Source organism: Streptomyces sp. NPDC088785, assembly GCF_044750685.1.
In the GTDB taxonomy this organism is placed as follows: Bacteria; Actinomycetota; Actinomycetes; order Streptomycetales; family Streptomycetaceae; genus Streptomyces.
This window is the reverse complement of the sequence record NZ_JBIVKH010000006.1, coordinates 127710-153128: the sequence shown is the minus strand read 5'-3', so window position 1 is coordinate 153128 and position 25419 is coordinate 127710. Positions and strand designations below refer to the sequence as shown.

Sequence of the window (25419 nt, the reverse complement as noted above, 5' to 3'; positions counted from 1 at the left end):
AGGGACGGCGACCGGGGAGGGAACGGCTTCGTTCTCTCCCCGGTCGCCGTCCGTGATCAGGGCGCTTAGCGTGGGTGGCGAGGTCGGGGGGTGTCCCTGGGTGTCTGGAGGCCACCGATGGATCGCACGCCCGAATCCGCCACACCCGGCGGTGCCACAGCCGCCGACGTCGGCACAGGAACCCCGTCCGCGGGCGGAGGTGACAGGCCGTACGCGGGCGGCGGCAACCACGAACACCGATGGCTGATCCTCGGTGTCATCGGGCTCGCGCAGCTGATGGTGGTGCTGGACGCGACGATCGTGAACATCGCTCTGCCGTCCGCGCAGCAGGATCTCGGTTTCTCGGACGGCAACCGGCAGTGGATCGTCACCGCCTACGCGCTCGCGTTCGGCAGCCTGCTGCTGCTCGGCGGGCGCGTCGCCGACCTGGTGGGCCGCAAGGCCATCTTCCTCACCGGTCTCGCCGGGTTCGCCGCCGCGTCGGCACTGGGCGGCGCCGCGACGAGCTTCGGGATGCTGGTGTTCGCGCGGGCCCTCCAGGGCCTGTTCGGCGCCCTGCTCGCGCCCGCCGCGCTGTCGCTGCTGACCACGACGTTCACCGACCCGAAGGAACGCGCGAAGGCGTTCGGCATCTACGGTGCCATCGCGGGCGCGGGCGGCGCCGTCGGCCTGCTGCTCGGCGGGGTGCTCACCGAGTACCTGGACTGGCGCTGGTGCCTGTACGTGAACCTGTTCTTCGCCGTGATCGCCCTGCTGGGCGGGGCGCGGCTGCTGCACGGCGGCCGTCCCGCGGACCGTCCGAAACTGGACGTGCCCGGCACGTTCCTGGTGTCGGTGGGTCTCTTCTGCATCGTGTACGGCTTCAGCAACGCGGAGACGCACGACTGGGGCTCCGTCCTGACCTGGGGCTTCCTCGTCGTCGGCGTGGTGCTGCTCGCGGCGTTCGCCTGGTGGGAGACGCGCGCCACGCATCCGCTGCTGCCGCTGCGGGTGATCCTGGACCGGGACCGCGGCGCGTCCTACCTCGCGATGTTCATCTCCGGCGCGGGCATGTTCGGCGTGTTCCTGTTCCTCACGTACTACCTGCAACAGATCCTCGACTACTCGCCGGTCCTCACGGGTGTGGCGTTCCTGCCGATGGTGGCCTGCATGATCGTCTCGTCGGTCGTCGCCACCAACTCCCTCGTCCCCCGGCTCGGCCCGAAGCCGATCGTGCCGCTGGGCATGGCGCTGTCCGCGGGCGGCATGGCCTGGCTGACCGCGCTCGACCTGGACAGCAGCTACGCGGCGCACGTGCTGCCGCCGCTGCTGGTGGCCGGCATCGGTCTCGGTCTGATCTTCGCGACGGCGATGAACCTGGCCACCGCGGGGATCGCCACGCACGACGCGGGCGTCGCCTCCGCGATGGTGAACACCAGTCAGCAGGTGGGCGGCTCGATCGGCACGGCCCTGCTCAACACCCTCGCGACGAGCGCCGCGACCAGCTACCTCACCGGCAAGCGGCCCACCCCGCAGGTGCAGGCGCGGGCGGCGATGGAGAGCTACTCGACCGCGTACACCTGGTCCGCGCTGTTCTTCGCGGTGGGCTTCGTGGTGACGCTGGTGCTCTACCGTCCGGGGGCGCCCCGGACGGTGGCCGGCGGCGACGGCGCCGTACACATGTAGCGGACGTCCCTCCGTGCGGTGCCGGTTCGGGTACTCCGTCCACCGGGCATACCCCCTCTGCAAAGTCCGCCCGCCCGCCCCGGGTCCTCCCGGGGCGGGCGGCGCGGGTGGCGGTGCTCGGAACAGAGCGAGGGGGACGTCGTGCGCGGTGTGCCGTACGAGGTGTACCAGGTGGACAGCGAACGGCTGGCGACGGCCTTCGTCGAGGTGGCCGACGCCTCGGTGCGGGGCGGGCCGCAGGCCCTCGCGACGCTCGTCGCCTGCTGTGTCACCCTCCTGGGGGTGCCGTCGGCGGCGGCCGTCCTCAAGCCGCCCACGGGCCGGGTCGAGGTGGCCGCGTCCGACCAGCGGGGGCTGCGCCTGGAACGGGCCGCGCTGTCCTGGGGCGAGGGCCCCGGCGCCGACTGCCGCGCCTCCGCCCAGCCGATCCGCGGCGTGCCGCTCGCGCACCCGTACGCGCGGGCCAACTGGCCGTCGTACACGGCGATGGCACGTTCGCTGGGCTTCGCGTGCGTGGTCGCGGTGCCGCTGCGCACCGCGGACCGGGCGGTCGGCTCGCTCAGTCTGCTGTCGGAGCGGACCGGACCGCCGGGAGCGCTCCAGCTGCGCCTCGGCCAGCATCTCGCGGACGCCACGGCACGCGGCGTCCAGCCCCACCTGCCGCCCCTCTGACACCCAAGGTCACCTCCTTTCTCATCTCCCCTCTGCTCATCCCTGTTCCCCGCTCCCTACTCCACCGGGACTGATCACATGGTCACCAGACGCAGCGCCGGAATCCTGCTCTTCCGCCGCGCACCGGACGGCCCCGAGGTGCTGCTCGGGCACATGGGCGGACCCTTCTGGGAGCGCCGCGACGCGGGGGCCTGGTCGGTCCCCAAGGGTGAGTACGGGGACGACGAGACGCCCTGGGACGCGGCCCGGCGCGAGTTCCGGGAGGAGCTGGGGCTGCCCGCGCCCGCCGGGGAGCCGCTGCCGCTCGGGGAGGTGGTCCAGTCCGGCGGCAAGCACGTCGTCGTGTGGGCGGTGGAGGGCGACCTCGATCCGGCGGACATGGTGCCGGGCACCTTCACGATGGAGTGGCCGCGCGGCAGTGGCCGGACCGCCGAGTTCCCGGAGCTGGACCGGGCCGCCTGGTTCGGCCTGGCGGCGGCGCGGGCCGTGATCGTGCGGGCGCAGGCCGCGTTCCTGGACCGGCTGGCCGAGCAGGTCTGACCGGCGGTTCCCCGGGTACCCGGGGGCTTCCCGCGTTGCGCGGCCCGGTGCGGCGCGGGAAGGTCGAAGGAACCGCGCACAGGAGGTCCCCCATGCCCATCGCGACGGTCAATCCCGCCACGGGTGAGACGCTGCGGACGTACGACGCCCTGTCCTCCGAGGCGATCGAGGAGAAGCTCGCTCTGGCGTCCCGGACGTTCGACTCGTACCGCACGAGTTCGTTCTTCGACCGGGCCCGCCTGCTCCAGCAGGCCGCCGACCTGTTGGAGGCGGACGCCCCGGACATCGCCCGGGTGATGACGACGGAGATGGGCAAGCCGGTCGCCGCGGCCCGCGCCGAGGCCAAGAAGTGCGCGAAGACCATGCGCTGGTACGCGCAAAACGCACAGGAGCTGCTCGCCGACGAGCACCCGTCCGACGAGGACGTGAAGGACTCCGGAGCGGCCCGCGCCCTGGTGCGCTACCGGCCGCTGGGCGTGGTGCTCGCGGTGATGCCGTGGAACTTCCCGCTGTGGCAGGTGATCCGGTTCGCCGCGCCCGCCCTGATGGCGGGCAACGTGGGTCTGCTCAAGCACGCGTCGAACGTGCCGCAGACCGCCCTCTACCTGGAGGACCTGTTCCGGCGCGCCGGCTTCCCCGAAGGCTGCTTCCAGACGCTCCTGGTCGGCTCGGGCGCCATCGAGGGCATCCTGCGCGACGAGCGGGTGGTCGCCGCGACCCTCACCGGCAGCGAGCCGGCGGGCCGCTCGGTCGCCGCGATCGCCGGTGACGAGGTGAAGAAGACGGTGCTGGAGCTCGGCGGCAGCGACCCGTACGTGGTCATGCCGTCGGCCGACGTCGCCGCCGCCGCGCGGACGGCCGTGACGGCGCGGGTCCAGAACAACGGTCAGTCCTGCATCGCGGCGAAGCGGTTCATCGTGCACGAGGACGTCTTCGAGGAGTTCCGGGAGACGTTCGTGGCGGGGATGCGGGAGCTGCGCGTCGGTGACCCGCTGGACGAGGCCACCGACGTCGGGCCGCTCTCCAGCGAGCAAGGGCGCGCCGACCTGGAGGAGCTGGTCGACGACGCGGTCGAGAACGGTGCGACCGTGCTGTGCGGCGGGCAGCGGCCCGAGGACCTCGCCGACCGGGGCTGGTTCTACGAGCCGACCGTGATCGCGGACGTGACGCCCGAGATGCGCATCCACCGCGAGGAGACGTTCGGCCCGGTCGCGACGCTGTACCGGGTCTCCGGCCTGGACGAGGCGATCGAGGTCGCCAACGACACGCCGTTCGGGCTGAGTTCGAACCTGTGGACCGGCCAGGAGGCCGACATCGACCGGTTCGTGCAGGACAGCGGGGCGGGCGGGGTCTTCGTGAACGGCATGACGGCCTCGCACCCGGCGCTCCCCTTCGGCGGCGCCAAGCGCTCCGGGTACGGCAGGGAGCTGGCGGGCCACGGGATCAAGGAGTTCTGCAACATCACGACGGTGTGGGTGGCGGCCTGATCCCCCGCCCCTCCGGGATCGGTCCCGCCGTTCCGGGACCGGTGCCGCCCCTGCCGGGCCGGTCCCGTCACTCCTGAACGATCAAAACTCCTGAACGATCAAAACGCTCAAGTTGGTCGTGTCTCTTGAGCGTTTGATCCACCGGGTGCTAGAAACCGCTTACTCCCAGCGGACCTCCAGCCACCCGGAGCTGTACATGACGTCGTCGTCCCTGCCCTGGTCCCGTCGCGCCTTCCTCGCCTCGTCGGCGGCCGTCGGGGCCGCGCTCACCGTCGCGGCCCCCGGCCCGGCCGTCGCCGGGGCGGCGGCCGTCGGCGTCGCCGACGACGACGAGTTCGCCCGGCTGCGGGTGAAGTGGCGGACCCTGTATCTCGGCGAGGGCTTCAGCCCGACCGCCGAACCGTTCAGGTCGAAGCTGGCCACGCTGGGCGAGCAGGCGAAGGGGTGGCAGGACGCGATGGCCCCGGCCGCCGGATCGCTGTGGCCCGACGCCGTGTTCGGCGACCCGGACCCGAACACGGACACGGAGTCGTACGGCTACTCCGAGAAGATGCAGACGAGCTACGAGCGCGTGCGCACGATGGCGGAGGCCTTCTGCCGGCCCGGCACCGGCCTGACCGGCGACGCGTCGCTCAGGACCGCCGTGCTCGGAGCCGTCGACCACTTGGGCGCCCAGGTCTTCAACGCCTCCCGGAAGCAGTACGGCAACTGGTACAACTTCCAGATCGGCGCCCCGCAGCGACTGCTCGACATCTGCGTCCTGATGTACGAGCACCTGAGCGCGGCGCAGCTCACTGCGGCGATCGAGGCCGTCGACCACTTCGTCCCGGACTCCCTGGTCGCGTCGTACTCCGGGACCAGCACCGGAGCCAACCGGATCGACCTGTGCCGGGTCCTCGCGCTGCGCGGCATCCTCGGCGGCACCGCCGCGAAGGTCGCGCTCGCGCGGGACGCCGTCAGTCCGGTCTTCCCGTACGTCACCTCGGGCGACGGCCTGTACGCCGACGGCTCCCTGATCCAGCACACGTACGTGCCGTACACCGGGTCGTACGGCGCGGTCCTCATCGACGGGCTCAGCCGGCTGTTCGCGCTGCTCGGCGGGTCGACGTGGGCGATCACGGACAGCGGCCGGCAGATCTTCCTGGAATCGGTCGAGGCCGCCTACGCGCCGTTCCTGCACGACGGCCTGTCGATGGACAACGTGGCGGGACGCGCGATCAGCCGCGGGCTCCTCACCGGCGACACCCTGAAGGTCCAGCAGGACGACCACTCCCGGGGCCACGGCATCATCGCCTCGATCCTGCTGCTCGGGCAGGGCGCGAGCGCCGAGGAGAACACGCGCTGGCGGGCGCTCGCCAAGGGCTGGTTCACCCGGGACCGGTACAGCGACGTGACGGCGGGCCGGACGCTGGGCGTCGCCGCGCTCTCCCGGGTCGCGGCACTGCTCGGCGACACGGCGGTGAAGGCGGCCCCCGAGCCGGTCGGGCACCGGCTGTTCCCGTCGATGGCGCGCGCGACGCACCGCACGAGCCGGTTCACGGCGTCGGTGTCGATGGCGTCGAAGGCCATCACGTTCTACGAGAACGGCAACGGCGAGAACCTCCGCGGCTGGCACACCGGTTCGGGCATGCTGTCCTGGTGGACCGCCGGCGACCGCGCGGGCGGCGGCCAGTACAGCGACGGGTTCTGGCCGACCGTGGACCCGTACCGGCTGCCCGGTACGACGGTCTCGCGCAAGACGCTCGCGGACGGCGAGGGCGGCGCGTGGGGTGCGCCACGGCCCGCCACGACCTGGGTCGGCGGTGCGACGGACGGCACGTACGCGGCGGTGGCCCAGGACACCCGGGGCCTGTCGTCGACCCTCAGGGCGAGGAAGGCGTGGTTCTTCCTCGACGACGCGGTGGTCTGCCTCGGTGCGGGCATCACGAGCACGGACGGCGTGGGCGTCGAGAGCGTCGTGGACGCGCGCAACCTCGGGGCGTCGGGCACGGCGCGCCTGACGGTGGACGGCCGCACCCGGGCGGCCACCCTCGGCTCGAACTCGACGATCGCGGACGCCCGTTGGGCCCATCTTGCCGGACACGGCGGATACGTCTTCCCCGCCGGCGCCGCGCTGACCGCGCTGCGCACGGAGCGTACGGGGACGTGGCGGAGCATCAACGGCGGCGGCTCGGCCGACCCGGTCACCCGCCGGTACGTGACCCTGCTGACCGACCACGGTACGGACCCCGCCGACGCCTCCTACGCGTATGTGCTGCTGCCCGGTGCGGACGCGGCGCGCACCGCGGCGCGGGCCGCGGACCGCGGCTGGGTCGACATCGGCTCCAACACCGGTGCGCAGCAGGGCGTTCGGGTCCGGTCCCTCGGCCTGACGTCGGTCGTGTTCTGGGAACCGGGGACGGTCGGCGCGGTCACCGTGGACGCGCCGCTGGTCGTGCAGATCAGGGAGCGGCGCGACGGCACGGCGACGGTGTGCGTCAGCGACCCGAACCGGGCGGTGAAGGCGGCCACGCTGGTCTGGCGGCGACCGGTCCGTTCCGTGACGTCGAAGCCGGGTTCGGTGACGGCGGCGACGCCGGGGAACGAGCTGAGGCTGACCTTCGGCGACCTGACCGGGGCCGGCGGGCTGACCCAGAAGGTCACCGTGAAGCTGCGCTGAGGGACGGTCCGCACGACTCCCGGACGCGCAACTCGGGAAGGATGTCCAGGTGTTGTCCCGGTTCGCGGGTGCCTGACGGCTCGGCGAGCCGGGACAGCAGCAGTTCGGCGGCCCGCCGGCCGACGGCCCGCTTCGCCGGGGCGACGGCGGTCAGCGGCAGGTCGGCGAGACCGGCGACCTCGTCGTCGTAGGTGATGACGGCGAGGTCGCCGGGGATGCGGATGCCGTGGGCGCGCAGCCGGGGCACGAGGACGATCGCGTCGACGTCGCTGTGCACGATCGCGGCGCTCACCCCGTGCTCCTCGACGGCCGTCCGCAGCTGGCGGAAGGTGCGCTCGAAACGCTCGGCCTCGGTTGCGGGCGACGCCGGCCCCGGCGGCGCCGCCGGGGCCGGGAGCAGGCCGAGCGCGGCGACGGCGGCTTCGTGGCCGCGCCGCAACTCGGCGGTGGTGGGCGAGTCCTGGGCGGCGAGCGCGATGCGGCGATGGCCGAGCGCGGCCAGGTGGCGGACGGCCTCGGCGGCGCCGTGGGCGTGGTCGGAGCGGACCCGGTCGAGGGCCGCGGCCGGGTGCCCGTGCGGCGCGGACCGCTCCACGAGCACGGTGGGCACCGCCCGCTCCGTGATCCGCAGCCCCTCCCCCGGGCCGGGGCTGCCCGTCTCCCAACTGGGCGTCAGCAGCAGTCCGTGCGCGCCGGACGCAAGCAGCCGGTCGGCCTGGACGCCGTCCTCTCCGGGCAGGTACCGCGACAGGGCGACGACGAGCCGGGCGCCGTGCGCCTCGACGGCCTCGCGGGCGCCGCGCACCACGTCGGCGTAGTAGTACTCGGTGGTCGGCACGACCATGCCGATGACGGCGCCGCGCACCGGATCGGCCGCCCGTGACGGCGGTTCGGCGGTCGCCTCCGACCGGACGACGGCGCCGTGCAGGCGTCGGAGCCTGCCCCGCGCGGCGAGGGTCTCCACGTCGCGGCGGAGCGTCACCGGTGAGACGTCGAGTTCGCGCGCGAGGTCGGCGACGCGCAGGGTGCCGCGCTCCCCGAGCAGTCGGAGGATCAGCGCGTGCCGTCGGTCGACGTGCTGCCGCATGGTGTGGGCCTCCCCCGTGGCACGCGTGGCATGGTCCGGCGCGTGCGGCGCCGGAGTGATCTCATCGTATCGATCGCTCCCGCTCTCAACGATCCCCTCCGGGCGGCCGGTTCGTCCGCCATGCGTTCACCCGACCGCACCGCCTTCCTTCACCCGGCCGTCACCGGCTGTTCGGTGCCGGGGCCGAACGTGTGCGCAGATCACCGGTGCACGCCGTCCGACCCAGGACACGTGGTCCGGCGCCGTTCTCGCAGTCCACCACGGCTCACGCCGTTCCCGTGTTTCCCGTGTTTCCCGCGTTCTCGTGTTCCAGGAGGCTCCATGTCCCCGCTCGTCCCCGGTTCCCGCCGCGTCCGCCGCACCGTCGCCGCGGGTGTGCCCCTCGCGGCACTGGCCGCGCTCGCCGTCGCCGGGACCGCGACGGGTGCCCCCGCCGTTCCCGGCACGGCACACGGCGCGGCCGAGGTCATCGGTGGCGCCACGCTCGGCGATCTGCCGCTCGGCGACTTCAGCAACGGGCTGCTGCCGGGTTCGGTCGCCGACGACCGCGGGGTCGACCTCGGCGGGATCGGCTCCGACATCTATCCGGCGGGCCGCCGGGGCGAGTTCTGGACGGTCACCGACCGCGGCCCGAACGGGCAGATCAAGGTCGACGGCACCAAGCGCCGCACGTTCCCCGTGCCCGGCTTCGATCCGACGATCGTGAAGATCCGCGTCACCGGCGACCGGGTGAAGGTGCTCGACGCCCTGCCGATCACCACCCGGTCCGGCAAGGCCGTCACGGGTCTGTCGAACCAGGAGGGCCGCGACGAGAAGCCGTACACGTACGACGCGCGGTCCCCGCTCTCCTTCGACCCGGACGGGCTGGACACCGAGGGCATCGTGCGGGCCGCCGACGGCACCTTCTGGCTGGTCGACGAGTACGGCCCCTCCCTCGTGCACGTGTCGGCGCACGGCACGGTCCTCACCCGCTACGTGCCCAAGGGCCTCGGTCTGAAGGGCGCCGGCTATCCGGTGGTGGAGGCGCTGCCGTCGGTCCTCCTGCACCGGAAGATCAACCGTGGCTTCGAGGGGCTGGCCCAGCTCTCGAACGGCGAGCTGGTGATGGCGCTCCAGAGCCCGCTGTCCCTGCCCGACGGGGCCGCCGGGGACGCCTCGCGCACCACCCGGCTGTTCCGCTTCTCCCCCAAGAAGAAGGCCGTCACCGCCGAATACGCGTACCGCTTCGACGCGGTGGGGGACGTCGACCCGGGCGAGGACGACACCTCCGAGCTGAAGATCTCCTCGGTCGTGGCGCTCGGCAGGGACCGGCTGCTCGTGGAGGAGCGCACCGACAAGGCGGCCCGTCTCCAGGAGGTGCGGCTCACGCGGGGCGCCGACATCCTGGGCGACCGGTGGGACGACGCGACGACCTCGCCGTCCCTCGAACAGCTCGACGACCCCGCCGCCGCCGAGGTGCCGGTGCTCGGGAAGCGGCTCGTGGTCGACCTGAACACCGTGGACGGCGTGCAGGACAAGATCGAGGGGGTGGCCGTCGTCGGGCACCGCACGCTGGCCCTGATCAACGACAACGACTTCGGGATGACCGACGGCACGGGGGCGTTCGACACGAACGGGCGGCTCGTGGACAGCGGGATCGAGACGCGGGTGACGTACGTGAAGCTGCCCAAGGGCGCGTTGTAGGACGGTCGGGGCGGGAGAGCACGGGGCGTCGGCGTCGGCGCCGTCCGTCGCCGTCGGCGTCGCCCGTCGGCGTCGGAGTCGGCGTCGCCCGCGGCCGGCAAGGAGGGCGCCGGGGTGCCGCACGCCGCAGGCCCGCAGGATCGGGAGCTTGAAGAGAGCCGCTCTAGAGGTCGCTCGGCAGCAGTCCGCTCGGCAGGTCGTCGGGCAGCTCCGTCGGGATCGTCGACGGCAGGCCGCTGGGCAGCTCACTCGGTATCTCGCTGGGTACGCCGCTGGGCAGCCCGCTCGGCAGGCCCGGTGACGATGACCGCGTGGCCCCAGCGCTGCCGCGCTCCGGCGAGGGCCTGTCGGCGCCGCCTCCCGACGAGCCCGGGCGCGTCACCAGCATGACGGCGAGCACGGCGATCACGACGACGGCCACGATCGCGGCGACGGCCTGGAAGCGACGGGCCCCCGCACCCGGCGGAGGCCCGTCGGCCGGCGGCCCGCCGAAGCCGTTCCCCTCGGGTGGCGGTGGCGGGCCGGGCGGCTGCGGAGGCAGGGGCGGCGTGGCCATGCCCCCAGGGTCGCCCGTCGGCGGACCGACGCGCGACCCCTTCGGCACCCCTTGAAGAACCTCTCGGATCGGAGGCTTCTCGGGGGTTACTCGGATTTCCCCGGGTCCCCGCGGGGCCTCTGGGAGCCTCTCGGGGAGGTCGCCCCGGTGCGGGGCAGTCGCGTCAGCCGCGTGCGGCCAGCAGGTGGTCCATCGCCAGCTGGTCGAGGCGCTCGAAGGCCATGCCGCGCTCGGCCGCCGCCGTTACGTCGAACTCCTCGAACGCGCTCCGGTCGGCGAGCAGCGCCGCCAGTCCGTCGGCCGCCGTGGGCTGCGCGAGTTCGTCCAGGCGCGCGGCCCGCAGCGCCTCCTGCACCTCGGGGTCGGCGCGGAAGGCGGCAGCGCGCTCCTTGAGGATCAGGTAGTTGCGCATGCAGCCCGCGGCGGAGGCCCAGACGCCGTCGATGTCCTCGGTGCGCGGCGGCTTGAAGTCGAAGTGGCGCGGGCCCGCGTAGTCGGAGTTCTCCAACAGGTCGACCAGCCAGAACGCGGCGCGCAGATCGCCGCCGCCGAACCGCAGGTCCTGGTCGTACTTGATGCCGGTCTGGCCGTTGAGGTCGATGTGGAACAGCTTGCCCGCCCACAGCGCCTGCGCGATGCCGTGCGGGAAGTTCAGGCCCGCCATCTGCTCGTGGCCGACCTCCGGGTTCACGCCGTACATCTCGGGCCGTTCCAGGCGCTCGATGAAGGCGAGGGCGTGGCCGATGGTGGGCAGGAGGATGTCGCCGCGCGGCTCGTTGGGCTTGGGCTCGATCGCGAACCTCAGGTCGTAGCCCTGCTCGACGACGTACTCACCGAGCAGGTCGAAGGCCTCCTTCATCCGGTCCAGCGCGTCCCGCACGTCCTTGGCACCCCCGGACTCGGCACCCTCGCGGCCGCCCCACGCGACATAGGTCCGCGCGCCCAGCTCGGCGGCCAGGTCGATGTTGCGGATCGTCTTGCGCAGCGCGTACCGGCGCACGTCACGGTCGTTGGCGGTGAAGCCGCCGTCCTTGAAGACCGGGTGCGTGAACAGGTTCGTCGTGGCCATCGGCACCACGATGCCGGTCGCGTCGAGCGCCTGCCGGAACCGCTTGACGTGCGACTCGCGCTCGGTCTCGGACGCACCGAACGGAATCAGGTCGTCGTCGTGGAACGTGACGCCGTACGCGCCGAGTTCGGACAGCCGCCGCACCGACTCGACCGGGTCGAGCGCGGGCCGGGTGGCATCACCGAACGGGTCGCGGCCCTGCCAGCCGACGGTCCACAGGCCGAAGCTGAACTTGTCGTCGGGAGTGGGCTGGTACGTCATCTCGCGGCTCCCTCGCCGTTGCCCGGTGTGCGGCGGCGCACGCCGCACAGCCATTTCGTCATGGCGCTTTACAAATTAGTATGCGGGCACGCCGCTGGGAAGGGTCAGCACGGGGACGAGTTCGCGCGAGCCTCGCGCCGGGCCCGTCACCCGAGCCGGTCGTACCCGTTCGTTCACGTCAGGAGAGCCGCATGTCCGCTGCCGAGGGTCCCCTCGTCGTAGGGATCGACAGTTCCACGCAATCCACCAAGGCCCTGGTCGTCGACGCCGCCACCGGCACGGCTGTGGCGAGCGGGCAGGCGCCGCACACGGTGACGACGGGCGCGGGCCGCGAGAGCGATCCCGAGGAGTGGTACCGGGCGTTGCGCGAGGCCGTCGCCCAGTGCGGGGACGCGGCCCGGCGGGCGTCCGCGGTCTCGGTCGGCGGGCAGCAGCACGGTCTGGTGACGCTGGACGCGCAGGGGCGTCCGGTGCGTCCGGCGCTGCTGTGGAACGACGTGCGCTCGGCGCCGCAGGCGCGTCGGCTGGTGGCGGAGCTGGGCGGGCCGGAGGTGTGGGCGGAGCGGTTCGGCAGCGTTCCGGGCGCCTCCTTCACGGTCTCGAAGTGGGCGTGGCTGGCCGAGCACGAACCGGAGGCGGTGCGGGCGACGACCGCGGTACGCCTGCCCCACGACTATCTGACCGGGCGGCTGACCGGCACCGGCACGACGGATCGCGGCGACGCGTCCGGTACGGGGTGGTGGGCGGCGTCGGCCGAGGGGTACGACGCGGACCTGCTGGACCGGGTGGGGCTCGATCCGGCGCTGCTGCCGAGGGTGGTGGGGCCGGGCGAGGTGGCGGGGACGGTCCGCGACAGCGCGGGCGACCTGCCGTTCTCCCACGGCACGCTGGTGGCCGCCGGGACCGGGGACAACGCCGCCGCCGCGCTCGGCCTCGGGCTGCTGCCGGGCACCCCCGTGCTCAGCCTCGGCACGTCCGGGACGGTGTACGCGGTGTCGCGGAAGCGGCCGGCGGATCCGTCGGGCACGGTCGCCGGGTTCGCGGACGCGCGCGGCGACTGGCTGCCGCTGGCCTGCACCCTGAACTGCACGCTCGCCGTGGACCGGATCGCGGCGCTGCTCGGCCTCGACCGGGAGGCGGTGGAGGGGGGCGGCACGGCGACCGTCCTGCCCTACCTCGACGGGGAGCGGACCCCCGCGCTGCCGGACGCCTCCGGCCTGCTCACCGGTCTGCGGCACGACACGACGGGCGGGCAGCTCCTCCAGGCCGCGTACGACGGCGCCGTGCACGCGCTGCTCGCAGCGCTGGACCGGGTGCTCGAAGGCGATGCGGGGGACGCCGATCCGGCCGCTCCGCTGCTGCTCATCGGCGGCGGTGCGCGGGGCACCGCGTGGCAGGAGACGGTACGGCGGCTGTCGGGGCGCGGCGTCCAGGTGCCCGAGGCCCGCGAGCTGGTGGCGCTCGGCGCGGCGGCCCAGGCGGCCGGTCTGCTCACCGGCGAGGACCCGGCCGCCGTGGCCCGGCGCTGGGACACGGCGCGCGGCCCGGTCCTCGACCCCGTACCCCGGGACGACGCGACGATGGCCCGGATCTCCGGCGTCCTGGCCGACGCGGCGCCGCTCCTGGGGTAGGGGTGAGGCGGGCGGGTTCGATCCCGGCCGAGGACGGCCGCGACGCGGAGGAGCCTGGCCGGGGCCCGGCGATGAACCACGGGGACACGGAGGAGCCCAGCCGAGGCCCGACGATGAACCACCGGGACACGGAGGAGCCCAGCCGAGGCCCGACGATGAACCACCGGGACGCGGAGGAGCCCGGCCGTGTTCCGGCGATGAACCACCGGGACGCGGAAGCGTGCGCTCCGGGCCCGAGAGTGAGCCGCCGGGGTCCGGCGGTGTCCGGCCCGGACCCGGGTGTCCTGGCAGGCCCTGCGACGATGTGCGCATGACCGCACCTCTGCACCGGCCGCGCCCGGGGACGCCGGACACCCAGCAGGCCATGCGCCGCCGCAATCTGTCCCGGGTGCTGCACACGGTGGCCGCCGAGGGGCCGTTGTCGCGGGCGATGGTGGCCCAGCGGATCGGGCTGACCCGGGCCGCGGTCTCCACCCTCGTCGACGAGCTGACCCGGGCCGGTCTCCTGGAGGAGCTGGGTCCGCAGCGGCCCGGCGGCGTCGGCCGGCCCGGCTCCGCGCTCGCGGTCAGCGGCCGGGGCCCCGCCGGGCTCGGGGCCGAGGTGGGCGTGGACCATCTCGCGGTGTGCGCCGTCGACCTGAGCGGCACGGTACGCGCGCGTGCCGAGCGCCGCGTCGACAACCGGGGCCGCGCGCCGAAGCCGGTCCTGGCCGAACTCGCCCGGCTCGTGGACCAGGTGAGCGTGCAGGCGCGGGAGGCGGGACTGCGTCCGGCGGGGCTCGCGGTGGCGGTGCCCGGCCTGGTGGGACGCGACACGCACACCGTCGTGCGCGCCCCGAACCTCGACTGGCACGACACGGACGTCGCCGCACTGCTGCCCGTGGACGCGCCGCTGACGGTCGACAACGAGGCGAACTTCGGCGCCCTGGCCGAGCTGTGGCTCGCCGACGGCTCCCCCGCCGACTTCCTGCACGTGTCGGCCGAGATCGGCATCGGTGCCGCGCTCGTCGTGGACGGGCGGCTGCTGCGCGGCACGCGCGGGTTCGCCGGCGAGCTGGGCCATGTGCCGGTGCGGCCGGAGGGCCCGGCGTGTCCGTGCGGCGGGCGGGGCTGCCTGGAGCAGTACGCGGGCGAGGGGGCGGTGCTGCGCGCGGCGGGCATCGCGCCGGGGCCCGACCGGGTCTCGCTACTGGCCGAGCGGGCCGGGGACGGCGACACCGCCACCCGCAAGGCGCTGCGTGGCGCCGGCACCGCGCTCGGGATCGCGCTGACCGGCGCGGTGAACCTCCTCGATCCCCGGGCCGTGGTCCTCGGCGGCGCCCTGTCCCGGCTCGCGCCCTGGCTCCTGCCGCCGCTGGAGCGCGAGTTGACCCGGAGGCGGGCCGCTCCGGCGGACGGCGTGCTGGTGTCGGCGCTCGGCCCCGATGGGCCGTTGCTGGGCGCGGCGCACTCCGTGGTGCGCGCGGTGCTGGACGATCCGGTGGGTGCGGTGGGGTAAGACGTCGACGCGGGCCGGTACGGGCGGGAACAAGCGGGCGGCACGCGTGGCCGTCGGCGTCCGCCGGCCCCCTGCGGACCGCCAGTGGTCCGAACCTCTGACGCCCCTCTGACATGCAGTTATTCACATCGCGCGGGTTGTCCACAGATCGGCCGTACCCCCTTCCGCCCCAACCCGCGGGCGCCGTACCGTACTTCACGCGAGGCGCCGTGCTCCCGTCCGTCCGGCGGGTGGCGGCGTGCGCACGGGAAGGGAGTTTCCTGTGTCGGGGGACACCGCGGGAAGCACGACCAGAGGGGCCGCCGCGGGCCCGGGCTCTGCCGAGCCCATAGCCCCGTAGGCCCGTGCCCCGTGGCCCGTGGCCCGTAGACCCGTATCCCGTAGAAGACCCCCATCGGTTCTCCCCCTCCCCTCCCCTCCCCCCTCCACCTCCCCCTCTCCCCCACCGTCCGCGCCAGTCGAAAGGCAGGATCGCCATGGACCGCACCAGACACCCCCTCACCGCAGGCACCACCCGCCGCCGTCTCCTCCAGGCCGGGGCGCTCGCCGCCGTCCCCGGTTCCCTCCTGGCGACGGGCAGTGCCCACGCGGCGGCCGCCGCGGTGGACTACCCCTCGGCCGAGTCCGTCCCGGCCAGCACGTCCAACTACACGGCGTCCAGCCGGCCCACCGCGTACCCGATCGACTATGTGATCGTGCACGTCACGCAGGAGACCTGGGCCGACGCCCTCGCCATCTTCAAGAACCCGGCCAAGAAGGTATCCGCGCACTACGTCGTCCGGTCCTCCGACGGGCACATCGCCCAGTGCGTGCGCGAGAAGAACATCGCCTGGCACGCGGGGAACTGGGACTACAACACGCGCAGCATCGGCATCGAGCACGAGGGCTGGGTGGACAAGCCGCAGTACTTCACGGACGCGCTGTACGAGCGGTCGGCGGCCCTGACCGCGTCGATCTGCGCGCGCTACGGGATCCCGGCCGACCGCGAGCACATCCTCGGGCACGTGGAGGTGCCCGGCACCGACCACACGGACCCGGGGCCGAACTGGGATTGGACGCGCTACATCCGCCTGGTCAACATGGCCTGACCGGCACACCGTAGACACCGGGCGACCGCGCCGGGCCGGGTGCGGCCGGTCTTCACGCCCGTGTGCGGCATGTGCCGGCTCACGAGATCGGCGCCGCGCTCCTTGTCGGCCTCCCTCCCCGGGGTGACGATGTCCCCACTGTCGTCAGTCGTCAGGAATGTCTCGGGGAGGCAGCGTTGACCGATCCATGGGTCGCCCTGGAGTCGGGCGCCGACGCGTCCGAGCGGGTACGGGCGCTGCGCCGTGCCCACGACCGGTTCACCGCGGCGGGCACCGTCGTCCGTCCGGTGCGGCCGGTGGTCGCCGCGTCCTGGCGCCGCTCGGCGGGTGCGCACGTCAGCCCGGACGACTCGGCGGCCGTCGAGCTGACCGACGGGGAGCTGAGCGCGTACCGGGCGCAGCATCCGCTGGCCGGGGTGATGCCGCTGTTCCGGGAGCTGATGGGCACGTTCGCGACCGACGGCGAGCACCTTCTGGCCGTGTGCGACGCGCAGGGCAGACTGCTGTGGGTCGAGGGGCACAAGGGTGCGCGGCGGCGGGCGGGCCGGATGAACTTCGTGCCGGGTGCCCGCTGGTCGGAGTCGGCGATGGGCACGAACGCGCCGGGCACGGCGGTCGCCGTGGACCGGGCGGTGCAGGTGTTCGCCGCCGAGCACTTCATCCGCGAGGTGCAGCCGTGGACGTGCGCGGCGGCGCCGGTGCACGATCCGCGCACCGGACGTCTGCTGGGCGCCGTCGACATCACGGGCGGCGACCGGCTCGCGCATCCGCACAGTCTGGCGTTCGTGCAGGCGGTGGCGCGCGCCGCCGAGTCCCAGCTCGCTCTGCTGGCCCCGCCGGCCGCGACCGACCGCGCCCTGCGGCTGACCGTCCTCGGCCGTGACGAGGCGCTGCTGCTCACCCCGGCCGGACACAAGCTCCGCCTCAGCCGCCGCCACAGCGAACTGCTCGTGCTGCTGTCCCGCCACCCGGAGGGCCTGACCGGTGACGAACTGTTGTGTCAGCTGTACGAGGACGAGTCCGTGACCCCGGTGACGCTGCGCGCCGAACTGGCGCGCCTGCGCCGGGTCCTGGGGCCCGGGCTGCTCACCTCGCGCCCCTACCGTCTGACGGCCCCTGTCGAGTCGGATGCCGACACGGTGGAGCGCCGTCTCGGCTCGGGTGCGGTGACGGCCGCCGCCTCCGCGTACTCGGGTCCGCTGCTGCCCGCGTCGCAGGCCCCGGCGGTGGCCCGCGCCCGGCGCAGGCTCGCGGACGGGCTGCGCGCCGCCCTCATCGCCCGCGGCGACCCCGACCTGCTCGCCGACTGGGCGCACGCCCCGTGGGGCGAGGACGACCTCGGTGTCTGGCAGGCCCTGGCGGCGGTCCGGCCGTCGCCGCCGGTCCTGGCCCGGCTCGCGGCGCTCGACGAGGAGCTGGGCGCGCGGGGCCCGTACGCAACGTAGCTGCAACGTCCGGCTCCCTAGCCTCCTGAGCGCAAGCTGCCCAACGGCGGGCAGCCGAGACAGGAGGCACCTCACCATGACCCGCTACGCGGCCCCCGGCACCCAGGGCTCCGTCGTCTCCTACGAGGCCCGCTACGACCACTTCATCGGCGGTGAGTACGTGCCGCCGGCGCGGGGGCAGTACTTCGAGAACCCGAGTCCGGTCAACGGTCAGCCGTTCACCGAGATCGCGCGCGGCACCGCCGAGGACGTGGAGCGCGCGCTCGACGCCGCGCACGCCGCCGCGCCGGCCTGGGGGCGCACGTCGCCCGGTGCCCGCGGCGACATCCTCCTGAAGATCGCCGACCGTATGGAGCAGAACCTCGAACTCCTCGCGGTCGCGGAGAGCTGGGAGAACGGCAAGCCGGTCCGCGAGACGCTGGCCGCCGACATCCCGCTGGCGATCGACCACTTCCGCTATTTCGCGGGCGCGGTCCGGGCGCAGGAGGGCAGCCTGTCCGAGATCGACGACGACACGGTCGCGTACCACTTCCACGAGCCGCTCGGCGTCGTCGCGCAGATCATCCCGTGGAACTTCCCGATCCTGATGGCGACCTGGAAGCTCGCACCCGCGCTGGCGGCGGGCAACGCGGTCGTCATCAAGCCGGCCGAGCAGACCCCGGCGTCGATCCACGTCCTGATGGACCTGGTCAAGGACCTGCTGCCGCCGGGCGTCGTCAACATCGTCAACGGCTTCGGCGTCGAGGCGGGCAAGCCGCTGGCGTCGTCCCCGCGGGTGGCGAAGGTCGCCTTCACCGGCGAGACCACGACGGGCCGGCTGATCATGCAGTACGCCTCGGAGAACATCAAGCCGGTCACGCTGGAGCTCGGCGGCAAGAGCCCGAACATCTTCTTCGACGACGTGTGGGCCAAGGACGACGACTTCCGCGACAAGGCTCTCGAGGGCTTCACGATGTTCGCCCTCAACCAGGGCGAGGTGTGCACCTGCCCCTCGCGGGCGCTGATCCAGCAGGGCCACTACAGCGAGTTCATCGACGCGGCGATCGCCCGCACCGAGGCCATCAAGACCGGCCACCCCCTGGACACCGACACGATGATCGGCGCGCAGGCCTCCAACGACCAGCTCCAGAAGATCCTCTCCTACCTGGACATCGGCCAGCAGGAGGGTGCGAAGGTCCTCTCGGGCGGCCAGCGCATCGAGTACGACGGGGAGTTGGCGGGCGGCTATTACGTCCAGCCCACGATCTTCGAGGGCAGCAACCGCATGCGCATCTTCCAGGAGGAGATCTTCGGCCCGGTCGTCTCGGTGGCCTCGTTCGCCGACTACGACGACGCCATCAAGATCGCCAACGACACCCTGTACGGGCTGGGCGCCGGTGTGTGGACGCGCGACATCAACACGGCGTACCGCGCGGGCCGGGCGATCCAGGCGGGCCGCGTCTGGACCAACTGCTACCACGCGTACCCGGCGCACGCGGCGTTCGGCGGCTACAAGCAGTCGGGCATCGGCCGTGAGAACCACAAGATGATGCTGGACCACTACCAGCAGACGAAGAACCTCCTGGTCTCCTACTCGGCACAGAAGCTCGGCTTCTTCTAGGGCGCAAGAGGAGACGCCCGACTCGGGGTCAACTCCCCTGCCCCTTAGGAGAAGGGGAGTTGACCCCGATTGGCGAGCGGGACGGGCTCGGCCGGTCAGGGCCGGTACGGGGCGACGACGTGGCTGAAGGCAGAGGAGTTCTCCCCGACGAGCCCGGCAAGCGTGCGGACCGAGGCGTCGGCGCCGGTGCATCTCAAGCCTGTCTGTGTGCCTCCAGGGCCCCTTGAGGGTCCCAGCCTGGGCCCGGGACCGAGGCCAGCAACAGTTGTGCGTAGGGGGTGCTGGGCCGGGAGAGGATCGCGTCCGTCGCTCCGGATTCGACGATGCGCCCGTGCCGCATCACGATGATGTCGTCGGTGACGCTGCGGACGACACCGAGGTCGTGGGTGATGAACAGGTAGGTGAGGGCGCTCTGTTCGCGGATGTCGGCGAGGAGGTTGAGGATCTGCGCCTGGATCGAGACGTCGAGGGCGGCGACCGCTTCGTCCAGGACGAGGATCCGGGGCCGGACCGCCAGTGCGCGGGCGATGGCGACGCGCTGACGCTGGCCTCCCGACAGGTCGCGGGGCCTGGCGTCGGCGGCGCGTGCGCTGAGCTGTACCTGGTCGAGGAGCTCGCCGATGCGTGCGGGCCGGTCGGTGCCGGGGTAGTGCAGGTGCAGCGTTTCGCGAAGTGCCTGGCGTGCGCTCAGCCGCGGGTCCAGGCTCTGTAGCGGGTCCTGGAAGACGATCTGGACCTGGCGGGCGCGGGCCAGGCGCTGGGCCTTGCCGCGTGGCGGCGTACGTGGGTGTCCGTCGATGGTGAGCGTGCCGCTGGTCGGGGTGTCCAGACCCGTGACGAGGCGGGCGACGGTGGTTTTGCCGGAGCCCGATTCGCCGACGATGCCGAGCGATCCGCCGACGGGCACGGAGAAGGTGATGTCGTCGACGGCGGAGAAGGCACCGAAGCGTCTGGTGAGGCCGCGGACGTCCAGCCGCGGTGGGTCCGTCGTGATCTCAGGCATGGAGGTCCAATGCGGCGCTGTGGTGGCAGGCGACAGGGGTCGCGGGCGGCGTCTGTCGCCGGCAGATCTCGGTGCGGTGGGCGCAGCGCGGTGCGAAGGCGCAGCCGGTGAGCGGGGTGTCGAGGTCGGGTGGACTGCCGTCGATGGGTGTGAGGTGTCCGGCTCTGCGGTGCGGGCGGGGCGTGGCTTGCAGGAGAGCCGCCGTGTAGGGGTGTCGGGGGTGGGCGAGGAGACGGTCGGGGGTTCCGGTCTCGATGACGCGTCCGGCGTACATGACGCAGACGCGGTCGCTGATGGCGGCGGCGAGGTCGAGGTCGTGGGTGATGAAGAGCAGGCCCATGCGGAAGCGGTCGCGCAGCTCGGCGAGGAGCGCGATGATCTCCGCCTGGGTGGTGGCGTCCAGGGCGGTGGTGGGTTCGTCGGCCAGCAGGAGTCGCGGGTCGGGCATGAGGGCTGCGGCGATCGCGACGCGCTGGAGCATGCCGCCGGACAGCTCGTGCGGGTATTGGCGCAGGACCCGCTCGGGCAGCCGGACGGCATCGCAGAGTGCACGGGCGCGGGCGGACGGGTCGTCGGTGTAAGCGGGCCGCGCGTGTCGGGCGGACTCGATGAGGAAGTCCTCGATGCGGTGCAGGGGGTTGATGGCGGCGTGGGGGTTCTGGAAGACCATGGCTGCGCGGTGGGAGCGCAGGGTGCGCAGCTCGCCTGGGGAAGCGGTGAGCACCGAGTGGCCGGCCGCGACGACGCTGCCGCTGGTCCGGGCGCCGGCGGGGAGGAGGCCCAGGGCGCTGCGGGCGGTGAGTGACTTGCCCGAGCCCGATTCTCCGACGAGGGAGACGGTCTCCCCGGCTGCGACGGTGAGGGTGACGCCCGCCAGGACGGGACGGGCCTGGCCCGGCAGTTGGAGGGTGAGGTGGTCGAACCGGAGGGCCGGAACGCTGTCGGGGGTGGGCATGTCAGGACCTCCGGGCGACGGTGTCGGCGATGCGCTCGCTGACGACGTTGAAGGTCACCACGGTCAGGACGATGGCCAGACAGGGGACGGCGGCCGACAGGGGGCTGGATTGCAGGATGGCGCTCTGGCCGTCGTTGACCATGGTTCCCCAGTCGGGTTCGAGGGGCGATGTGCCGAGTCCGAGGAAGGACAGGGAGGCGAGGTCGAGGAGGGCGTAGCCGAAGTTGACCGAGGACTGCGCCAGGACGACGGCGAGGATGTTGGGCAGCAGATGGCGCAGGCACACCCACCGACCGGAGAAGCCCTGGATGCGGTACGAGGCCAGGTACGGCTTGTTCATCTCGCTCAGAGCGAGGGAGCGGGCGAGGCGGCTGACGTACGGGATGTAGGCGAGGGACAGCGCCAGCACGGGGGCCAGCAGCCCGCGGCCGTACAGGGCGACGAGCAGCATCGCCAGCAGCAGCCCGGGGAACGCCAGCAGGAGTTCGCTGCCGCGGGACAACAGGGTGTCGACGACGCCGCCGCGCCAGGCCGCGGTCACGCCGATCAGCAGCCCCGTGGCGGTGGAGAGGACCACGACGAACAGGGGGCCGAGCAGCGAGGTGCGCGCACCGATCAGAAGGCGGGAGAGCGTGTCGCGCCCGCTGATGTCTCCTCCCAGCAGGCGGTGGACCGAGGGGTCGGTGAGGGCGGTGGAGAAGTCGATGCTGTTGGGGTCCTGGGGGGCGATCCACGGGGCGAGCACGGCGGCGAGGGTGACGACGGCGAGGAAGGCCGTACAGAGCGAGACCAGCGCGTTGCGGCGGGTCGTCAGGCGGTGCAGCAGCCGGTGGTGCGGCAGTGCGAGGGGCACGGGGGCGGTGTGGGTGCTCATGCGGTGCTCCTCTCGCCGAGCGTCGTACGGGGGTCGACCAGCGGGTGGACCAGGTCGATCACGGCGTTGACGCTGATGAACAGGGCGATGATGAGCAGGGAGACGCCCTGGACCACGGGGAAGTCCTTGATGGTGACGGACTTGGCGAGCAGGTCGCCCAGGCCGCCGAGGCCGAAGGCGTACTCGACGAGCACCGTGGAGATCACGAGGTTGGCGACGGCCAGTCCGCTCTGGGTGATGATGACGCCGAGCGCCCCGCGCAGCAGGTGGCGCCGGACGATGACGCGTTCGGGGACGCCCCGGGCACGCGCGACGGTGGTGTGGTCCAGGGCTGCCTGTTCGATGACGCCGGCGCGCGTCACGCTGGAGATGACGCCGATGAACGGCAGGGCGAGCGCGACGGCCGGCAGTGCCAGATGCCACAGGGTGTCGAGGGCGCCGTCGCCTGCTCCCAGTGTGGGAAACCAGCCGAGCCGTAGGGAGAAGACGGACAGCAGAGCGATGGCGGCGACGAACGAGGGGGTGGCGACCGCGGTGGATGTGGCGATGCCGACCGCCGTGTCGACGGGTCCCCTGCGCACCGCGCCGAGCGTGCCGAGGGTGACGCCCACGACGACGACCAACATCGTGGAGAGGGCCAGGAGTTCGAGGGTGACGGGCAGGCGGGAGGCGATGAGGGACGTCACGTCGGAGCGGTACTGGATGGAGATGCCCAGGTCGCCGTGGAGGGTGCCGCTCAGCCAGTGCCCGTACTGGGCGAAGAAGGGGTCGCCCAGGTGGTAGCGCTCACGGATCGCGGCGAGTGCTTCGGGGCTCGCGGCGCGACCGCCGAGCAGGAAGGTCTCGGGGCGGCCCGGGGCGATCTGCACCGAGGCGAAGATGAGGAAGGAGGCGATGAGGAGTGTCGCGAGGAGTTCGGCCACGCGCCGGATCAAGAAGCGGATCATGGCCGCGTCCTTCGTGGTGCCGCACCGATGTCGGCGGCCCAGGGGTAGTAGAGGTAGGAGATGGTGGTGGGGGCGCCGGTGATCCGCTTGTTCAGGAAGAGGCTGTTGGGCAGGGCGGCCACGGGGATGACCGGCAGGTCGCGGTCGGCCAGCCGCTCCAGTCGTGCGGCCAGTCGGCGCCGTTCGGTCACCGAGTCCCGCGCGCTCGCCGCGTCCGAGAGCCGGTCGTAGGCGGGTGAGGAGAAGCCGCCGTAGTTCTCGAACTCGCCGGTGCGCATGTTGGTGTAGAAGCCGAGCGGGTCGTTGAGGGACAGGTAGTAGGTGTAGGGGAACAGGTCGATGCCCTTGCGGGCCTGCGCGTCGCTGAACAGTGCGGTGAACGCGTCGGGTGCGATGGTCTGCAGGTCGACATCGAGGCCGATGCGGGTCCCGGCGTCCTGCACGGCGGTGGCGAGCTGGGAGACGTCGGGGCCGATGGGACTGGTCGCGACGGTGATCTTCTTGCCCTCCGCACCGGCCTCTCGGATCAGGCGCCGCGCCGCGTCGAGGTTCCGACGGGTGGAGGGCCGGTCGTGTGCGCGTGCGGCACGGTCGGCCGCGGGCATCCCGGTCCAGGTCTCGTCGGTGACCAGGGAGGAGCTGGGCGTCGCGGAGTTGTGCAGGGCGACGCGGGCGAAACCGGCGCGGTCCAGGGCCAGGGAAAGGGCCCTGCGTACGCGGACGTCGTGCAGGGTGCCCGTGAGGTGGGTGAGAGCCAGATTGACTGTGGTGAGGCCCTCGCCGAAATAGACCTTGCCCTCGTCGCTGGCCTTCAGCCGCTCCAGGGATTCCGGCGGAGGGGCGTACGTCCCGTCGACCTCGCCGGTGAGCAGGGCGTTCGTGCGGGCGCTGGCGTCGGGCAGGAAGGAGAAGGTGACAGAGGTGTTCCTGGCCGGGCGACCCCAGTAGCCGGCGAAGCGGGTCAGCTTGATGGAGCTGCCGCGCGACCAGCGGGAGAGTGTGTAGGGGCCGGTGCAGTCGAGGCCGCCGTCCGGCGTGCCGAAGCGGTTGTGCTCGGCGCGCATGGTGGCCGCACGGGCGACGGTTCCCGCGCTGTTGGCCATGGCCTGGGGGAAGAGGGCGTCGGGCGCCTTGAGCCGGACGGTGATCTGGAGCGGCCCGCTCTTGCGGATCGAGCGGACGTTCTTGAAGTCCTCGGCCCAGTAGGAACCGGTCTTCTTGTCCATGTGGCGGCGCAGGGAGTACACGGCGTCCTCTGCGGTCAGGGTGCCGCCGTGCTGGAAGCGCACGCCGCCGCGCAGGTCGTAGACCCAGGTGAGCGGGTCGGGGTGGGTGGCCCTGCGCGCCAGTCCCGGTGCCGTGCGCAGCGAGGGGGTGAGCCGCATCAGGCTCTCGCAGACGTTGGACAGGACGGTGTTCTGCGGATAGTCGAAGGCGTAGACGTAGTCCAGGACCGGTGGTTCGGCATAGAGCGCCCAGCGGATCGCGCCGGTGTCGGCGCGGGCGGGCGGGGTGGAGGCGGACAGGGTCGGAGGAGAACCGAAGGGCTGTCGGTGGCCGCAGCCGGTGAGCAGCAGGACGGCGGTGAGCAGCGCGCCCTTGCGCAGCGCGCGCGCTTTCCGCCGGTGGCGCAGGAGTTGAGGCATGGGAGCTCCAGCGTGCAGGGAGGCCGTGCAGGGAGACACCGGCCGGGCCGGGCCTGCCGGGCGAGGGGCGGGACACCCGCTTCCTGTGGGGCCCCGCCCCTCGTGGAGGGCGTCAGGCGTCGACGGGGCGGGAGAGATCGCCGTACAGCTCGGGCCGGCGGGTGGAGATCAGCCCGAACTCGAGCCAGTCGCGCCGCTGGTCCAGGTCGAGGTCGGCCACCAGGACGGCGGGGCGATCGCGCGGGCCGCGCAGGATGACGCGGCCGTACGGGTCGGAGATGAAGGACGCTCCGTAGAAGGTGGAGGTGCCTTCGTGGCCGGTGCGGTTGGGCACGACCATGAACAGGGCGTTGGACAGCCCGTTGGCGCTGATGGCGTGCTCCCACATCGGACGGGTGTCGAACGCGGGCATCTGCGGTTCGGATCCGATCGCGGTGGGGTGCAGGAGGATGTCCGCGCCGCGCAGGGCGTAGGTGCGGGCCAGCTCGGGGAACCATTCGTCCCAGCAGGTGGGGAACCCGAACCGGGCGCCTTCGATCCGAGCGACGGGGAAGTCGCTGTCACCGGGACGGAAGCACAGGTCTTCGCGGTATCCGGGGAACGCCGGGATGTGGTTCTTGCGGGTACGGGTGATCAACCGGCCGTCGGGCCCGGTGCACACCGCGGTGTTGTAGCCCAGGCCGCCGTCGTCCGCCCGCTCGTAGAGCGAGGCGGAGACATGGATGCCGAGCTCGGCCGACAGCTGCGAGATCAGTCGCACGGTGGGGCCGGTTTCGACGTCTTCCTCCCACTGCCCGGCGCCCTGGGCCATGGGGTCGTCGGTGTTGCAGAAGTACGGCGAGCGGGTCAGCTCCGGCAGGGCGACAAGGCGCGCGCCCTGTGCGGCGGCGCGGCGCACGCCGCTGCGCAGCGCCTCGTCGTGCGCGGCGGCATCCGGGTTCCACTCCATCTGGACGAGGCCGACGCGCAGCAGGCCGCGGTCGGCGTCCAGAGTGCGGCCGGGGGATCCGAGAGGTGTTCCGAACGAGGTGAGCAGGTCGTGGTGCACGGTGG

The 25419-nt window shown here is 72.9% G+C and carries 20 protein-coding genes; 11 read left to right on the top strand and 9 right to left on the bottom strand.

Annotation, left to right across the window (positions count from 1 at the left end):
* The first annotated feature begins 117 nt into the window (after positions 1 to 117).
* From ACIP5K_RS19525 to ACIP5K_RS19505, 5 genes are all read left to right on the top strand, one after another.
* Positions 118 to 1665: an MFS transporter gene (locus ACIP5K_RS19525; protein ID WP_401411051.1), complete on the top strand. Its 1548-nt coding sequence runs from the start codon at positions 118 to 120 to the stop codon at positions 1663 to 1665.
* A 141-nt stretch (positions 1666 to 1806) separates the two neighbouring features.
* Positions 1807 to 2337: a GAF domain-containing protein gene (locus tag ACIP5K_RS19520; protein WP_401411049.1), complete on the top strand. Its 531-nt coding sequence runs from the start codon at positions 1807 to 1809 to the stop codon at positions 2335 to 2337.
* A gap of 78 nt (positions 2338 to 2415) precedes the next feature.
* Complete coding sequence (locus ACIP5K_RS19515; protein ID WP_401411048.1) at positions 2416 to 2877, top strand: NUDIX domain-containing protein; 462 nt, start codon at positions 2416 to 2418, stop codon at positions 2875 to 2877.
* 92 nt (positions 2878 to 2969) lie between these two features.
* Complete coding sequence (locus ACIP5K_RS19510) at positions 2970 to 4364, top strand: NADP-dependent succinic semialdehyde dehydrogenase (protein ID WP_401411047.1); 1395 nt, start codon at positions 2970 to 2972, stop codon at positions 4362 to 4364.
* Between the two features lie 196 nt (positions 4365 to 4560).
* On the top strand, positions 4561 to 7023 hold the full coding sequence (locus ACIP5K_RS19505; protein ID WP_401411361.1) for a polysaccharide lyase 8 family protein: 2463 nt from the start codon (positions 4561 to 4563) through the stop codon (positions 7021 to 7023).
* Here ACIP5K_RS19505 and ACIP5K_RS19500 read toward each other — a convergent pair.
* Positions 7004 to 8110 carry a substrate-binding domain-containing protein gene (locus ACIP5K_RS19500; RefSeq protein ID WP_401411045.1) on the bottom strand — a complete coding sequence of 369 codons (1107 nt, stop codon included), beginning with the start codon at positions 8108 to 8110 and terminating at the stop codon, positions 7004 to 7006. The two genes, ACIP5K_RS19505 and ACIP5K_RS19500, sit on opposite strands and share 20 nt — an antisense overlap.
* A 321-nt stretch (positions 8111 to 8431) precedes the next feature.
* Between ACIP5K_RS19500 and ACIP5K_RS19495 the strand changes: the two genes are divergently transcribed.
* Positions 8432 to 9793: an esterase-like activity of phytase family protein gene (locus ACIP5K_RS19495; RefSeq protein ID WP_401411044.1), complete on the top strand. Its 1362-nt coding sequence runs from the start codon at positions 8432 to 8434 to the stop codon at positions 9791 to 9793.
* A 163-nt stretch (positions 9794 to 9956) separates the two neighbouring features.
* On the opposite strand, the gene ACIP5K_RS19490 is transcribed toward ACIP5K_RS19495, so the two are convergent.
* Together ACIP5K_RS19490 and xylA are read right to left on the bottom strand one after the other, a co-directional pair.
* On the bottom strand, positions 9957 to 10349 hold the full coding sequence (locus ACIP5K_RS19490) for a hypothetical protein (protein ID WP_401411043.1): 393 nt from the start codon (positions 10347 to 10349) through the stop codon (positions 9957 to 9959).
* Positions 10350 to 10512: 163 nt separating this feature from the next.
* Positions 10513 to 11679 carry a xylose isomerase gene (gene xylA, locus ACIP5K_RS19485; RefSeq protein WP_401411042.1) on the bottom strand — a complete coding sequence of 389 codons (1167 nt, stop codon included), beginning with the start codon at positions 11677 to 11679 and terminating at the stop codon, positions 10513 to 10515.
* Positions 11680 to 11870: 191 nt separating this feature from the next.
* Here xylA and xylB point away from each other — a divergent pair, with 191 nt between their 5' ends.
* The 5 genes from xylB (at position 11871) to ACIP5K_RS19460 (ending at position 18941) form a co-directional block, all read left to right on the top strand.
* On the top strand, positions 11871 to 13310 hold the full coding sequence (gene xylB, locus ACIP5K_RS19480; protein ID WP_401411041.1) for a xylulokinase: 1440 nt from the start codon (positions 11871 to 11873) through the stop codon (positions 13308 to 13310).
* 310 nt (positions 13311 to 13620) lie between these two features.
* The gene (locus ACIP5K_RS19475) at positions 13621 to 14808 is read left to right on the top strand and encodes an ROK family protein (protein WP_401411039.1); all 1188 of its coding nucleotides are present in this window, start codon (positions 13621 to 13623) and stop codon (positions 14806 to 14808) included.
* Between the two features lie 476 nt (positions 14809 to 15284).
* Complete coding sequence (locus tag ACIP5K_RS19470; protein WP_401411037.1) at positions 15285 to 15896, top strand: N-acetylmuramoyl-L-alanine amidase; 612 nt, start codon at positions 15285 to 15287, stop codon at positions 15894 to 15896.
* 176 nt (positions 15897 to 16072) lie between these two features.
* Positions 16073 to 17341 carry a GAF domain-containing protein gene (locus tag ACIP5K_RS19465; protein WP_401411035.1) on the top strand — a complete coding sequence of 423 codons (1269 nt, stop codon included), beginning with the start codon at positions 16073 to 16075 and terminating at the stop codon, positions 17339 to 17341.
* Between the two features lie 76 nt (positions 17342 to 17417).
* Complete coding sequence (locus ACIP5K_RS19460) at positions 17418 to 18941, top strand: aldehyde dehydrogenase family protein (RefSeq protein WP_401411034.1); 1524 nt, start codon at positions 17418 to 17420, stop codon at positions 18939 to 18941.
* Between the two features lie 193 nt (positions 18942 to 19134).
* Here ACIP5K_RS19460 and ACIP5K_RS19455 read toward each other — a convergent pair whose 3' ends face one another.
* The 6 genes from ACIP5K_RS19455 to ACIP5K_RS19430 form a co-directional block, all read right to left on the bottom strand.
* Positions 19135 to 19944: an ABC transporter ATP-binding protein gene (locus ACIP5K_RS19455; protein ID WP_401411033.1), complete on the bottom strand. Its 810-nt coding sequence runs from the start codon at positions 19942 to 19944 to the stop codon at positions 19135 to 19137.
* Positions 19937 to 20899 carry an ABC transporter ATP-binding protein gene (locus ACIP5K_RS19450; protein WP_401411031.1) on the bottom strand — a complete coding sequence of 321 codons (963 nt, stop codon included), beginning with the start codon at positions 20897 to 20899 and terminating at the stop codon, positions 19937 to 19939. Before ACIP5K_RS19450 ends, ACIP5K_RS19455 begins: the two co-directional genes overlap by 8 nt.
* Before the next feature lies 1 nt (position 20900).
* Positions 20901 to 21773, bottom strand: a complete 873-nt coding sequence (locus tag ACIP5K_RS19445; protein ID WP_401411029.1) for an ABC transporter permease — start codon at positions 21771 to 21773, stop codon at positions 20901 to 20903.
* A complete protein-coding gene (locus ACIP5K_RS19440) occupies positions 21770 to 22720 on the bottom strand; it encodes an ABC transporter permease (RefSeq protein WP_401411028.1) in 951 nt (316 codons plus the stop codon). Before ACIP5K_RS19440 ends, ACIP5K_RS19445 begins: the two co-directional genes overlap by 4 nt.
* Positions 22717 to 24366 (bottom strand): ABC transporter substrate-binding protein, encoded by a 1650-nt coding sequence (locus tag ACIP5K_RS19435; RefSeq protein ID WP_401411026.1) that lies wholly within the window; start codon positions 24364 to 24366, stop codon positions 22717 to 22719. Before ACIP5K_RS19435 ends, ACIP5K_RS19440 begins: the two co-directional genes overlap by 4 nt.
* A gap of 112 nt (positions 24367 to 24478) precedes the next feature.
* Positions 24479 to 25414, bottom strand: a complete 936-nt coding sequence (locus tag ACIP5K_RS19430; RefSeq protein WP_401411025.1) for a nitrilase-related carbon-nitrogen hydrolase — start codon at positions 25412 to 25414, stop codon at positions 24479 to 24481.
* Positions 25415 to 25419: the final 5 nt, after the last annotated feature.

What these genes read in the sequence shown, in the direction of transcription:
- ACIP5K_RS19455 (WP_401411033.1), bottom strand. Translation starts at nt 19,944, where the DNA reads ATGCCTGAGATCACGACGGACCCACCGCGGCTGGACGTCCGCGGCCTC.
- ACIP5K_RS19510 (WP_401411047.1), top strand. Translation starts at nt 2,970, where the DNA reads ATGCCCATCGCGACGGTCAATCCCGCCACGGGTGAGACGCTGCGGACG.
- xylA (WP_401411042.1), bottom strand. Translation starts at nt 11,679, where the DNA reads ATGACGTACCAGCCCACTCCCGACGACAAGTTCAGCTTCGGCCTGTGG.
- ACIP5K_RS19490 (WP_401411043.1), bottom strand. Translation starts at nt 10,349, where the DNA reads ATGGCCACGCCGCCCCTGCCTCCGCAGCCGCCCGGCCCGCCACCGCCA.
- ACIP5K_RS19450 (WP_401411031.1), bottom strand. Translation starts at nt 20,899, where the DNA reads ATGCCCACCCCCGACAGCGTTCCGGCCCTCCGGTTCGACCACCTCACC.
- ACIP5K_RS19460 (WP_401411034.1), top strand. Translation starts at nt 17,418, where the DNA reads ATGACCCGCTACGCGGCCCCCGGCACCCAGGGCTCCGTCGTCTCCTAC.
- ACIP5K_RS19515 (WP_401411048.1), top strand. Translation starts at nt 2,416, where the DNA reads ATGGTCACCAGACGCAGCGCCGGAATCCTGCTCTTCCGCCGCGCACCG.
- ACIP5K_RS19500 (WP_401411045.1), bottom strand. Translation starts at nt 8,110, where the DNA reads ATGCGGCAGCACGTCGACCGACGGCACGCGCTGATCCTCCGACTGCTC.
- ACIP5K_RS19525 (WP_401411051.1), top strand. Translation starts at nt 118, where the DNA reads ATGGATCGCACGCCCGAATCCGCCACACCCGGCGGTGCCACAGCCGCC.
- ACIP5K_RS19475 (WP_401411039.1), top strand. Translation starts at nt 13,621, where the DNA reads ATGACCGCACCTCTGCACCGGCCGCGCCCGGGGACGCCGGACACCCAG.
- xylB (WP_401411041.1), top strand. Translation starts at nt 11,871, where the DNA reads ATGTCCGCTGCCGAGGGTCCCCTCGTCGTAGGGATCGACAGTTCCACG.
- ACIP5K_RS19495 (WP_401411044.1), top strand. Translation starts at nt 8,432, where the DNA reads ATGTCCCCGCTCGTCCCCGGTTCCCGCCGCGTCCGCCGCACCGTCGCC.
- ACIP5K_RS19470 (WP_401411037.1), top strand. Translation starts at nt 15,285, where the DNA reads ATGGACCGCACCAGACACCCCCTCACCGCAGGCACCACCCGCCGCCGT.
- ACIP5K_RS19445 (WP_401411029.1), bottom strand. Translation starts at nt 21,773, where the DNA reads ATGAGCACCCACACCGCCCCCGTGCCCCTCGCACTGCCGCACCACCGG.
- ACIP5K_RS19435 (WP_401411026.1), bottom strand. Translation starts at nt 24,366, where the DNA reads ATGCCTCAACTCCTGCGCCACCGGCGGAAAGCGCGCGCGCTGCGCAAG.
- ACIP5K_RS19440 (WP_401411028.1), bottom strand. Translation starts at nt 22,720, where the DNA reads ATGATCCGCTTCTTGATCCGGCGCGTGGCCGAACTCCTCGCGACACTC.
- ACIP5K_RS19505 (WP_401411361.1), top strand. Translation starts at nt 4,561, where the DNA reads ATGACGTCGTCGTCCCTGCCCTGGTCCCGTCGCGCCTTCCTCGCCTCG.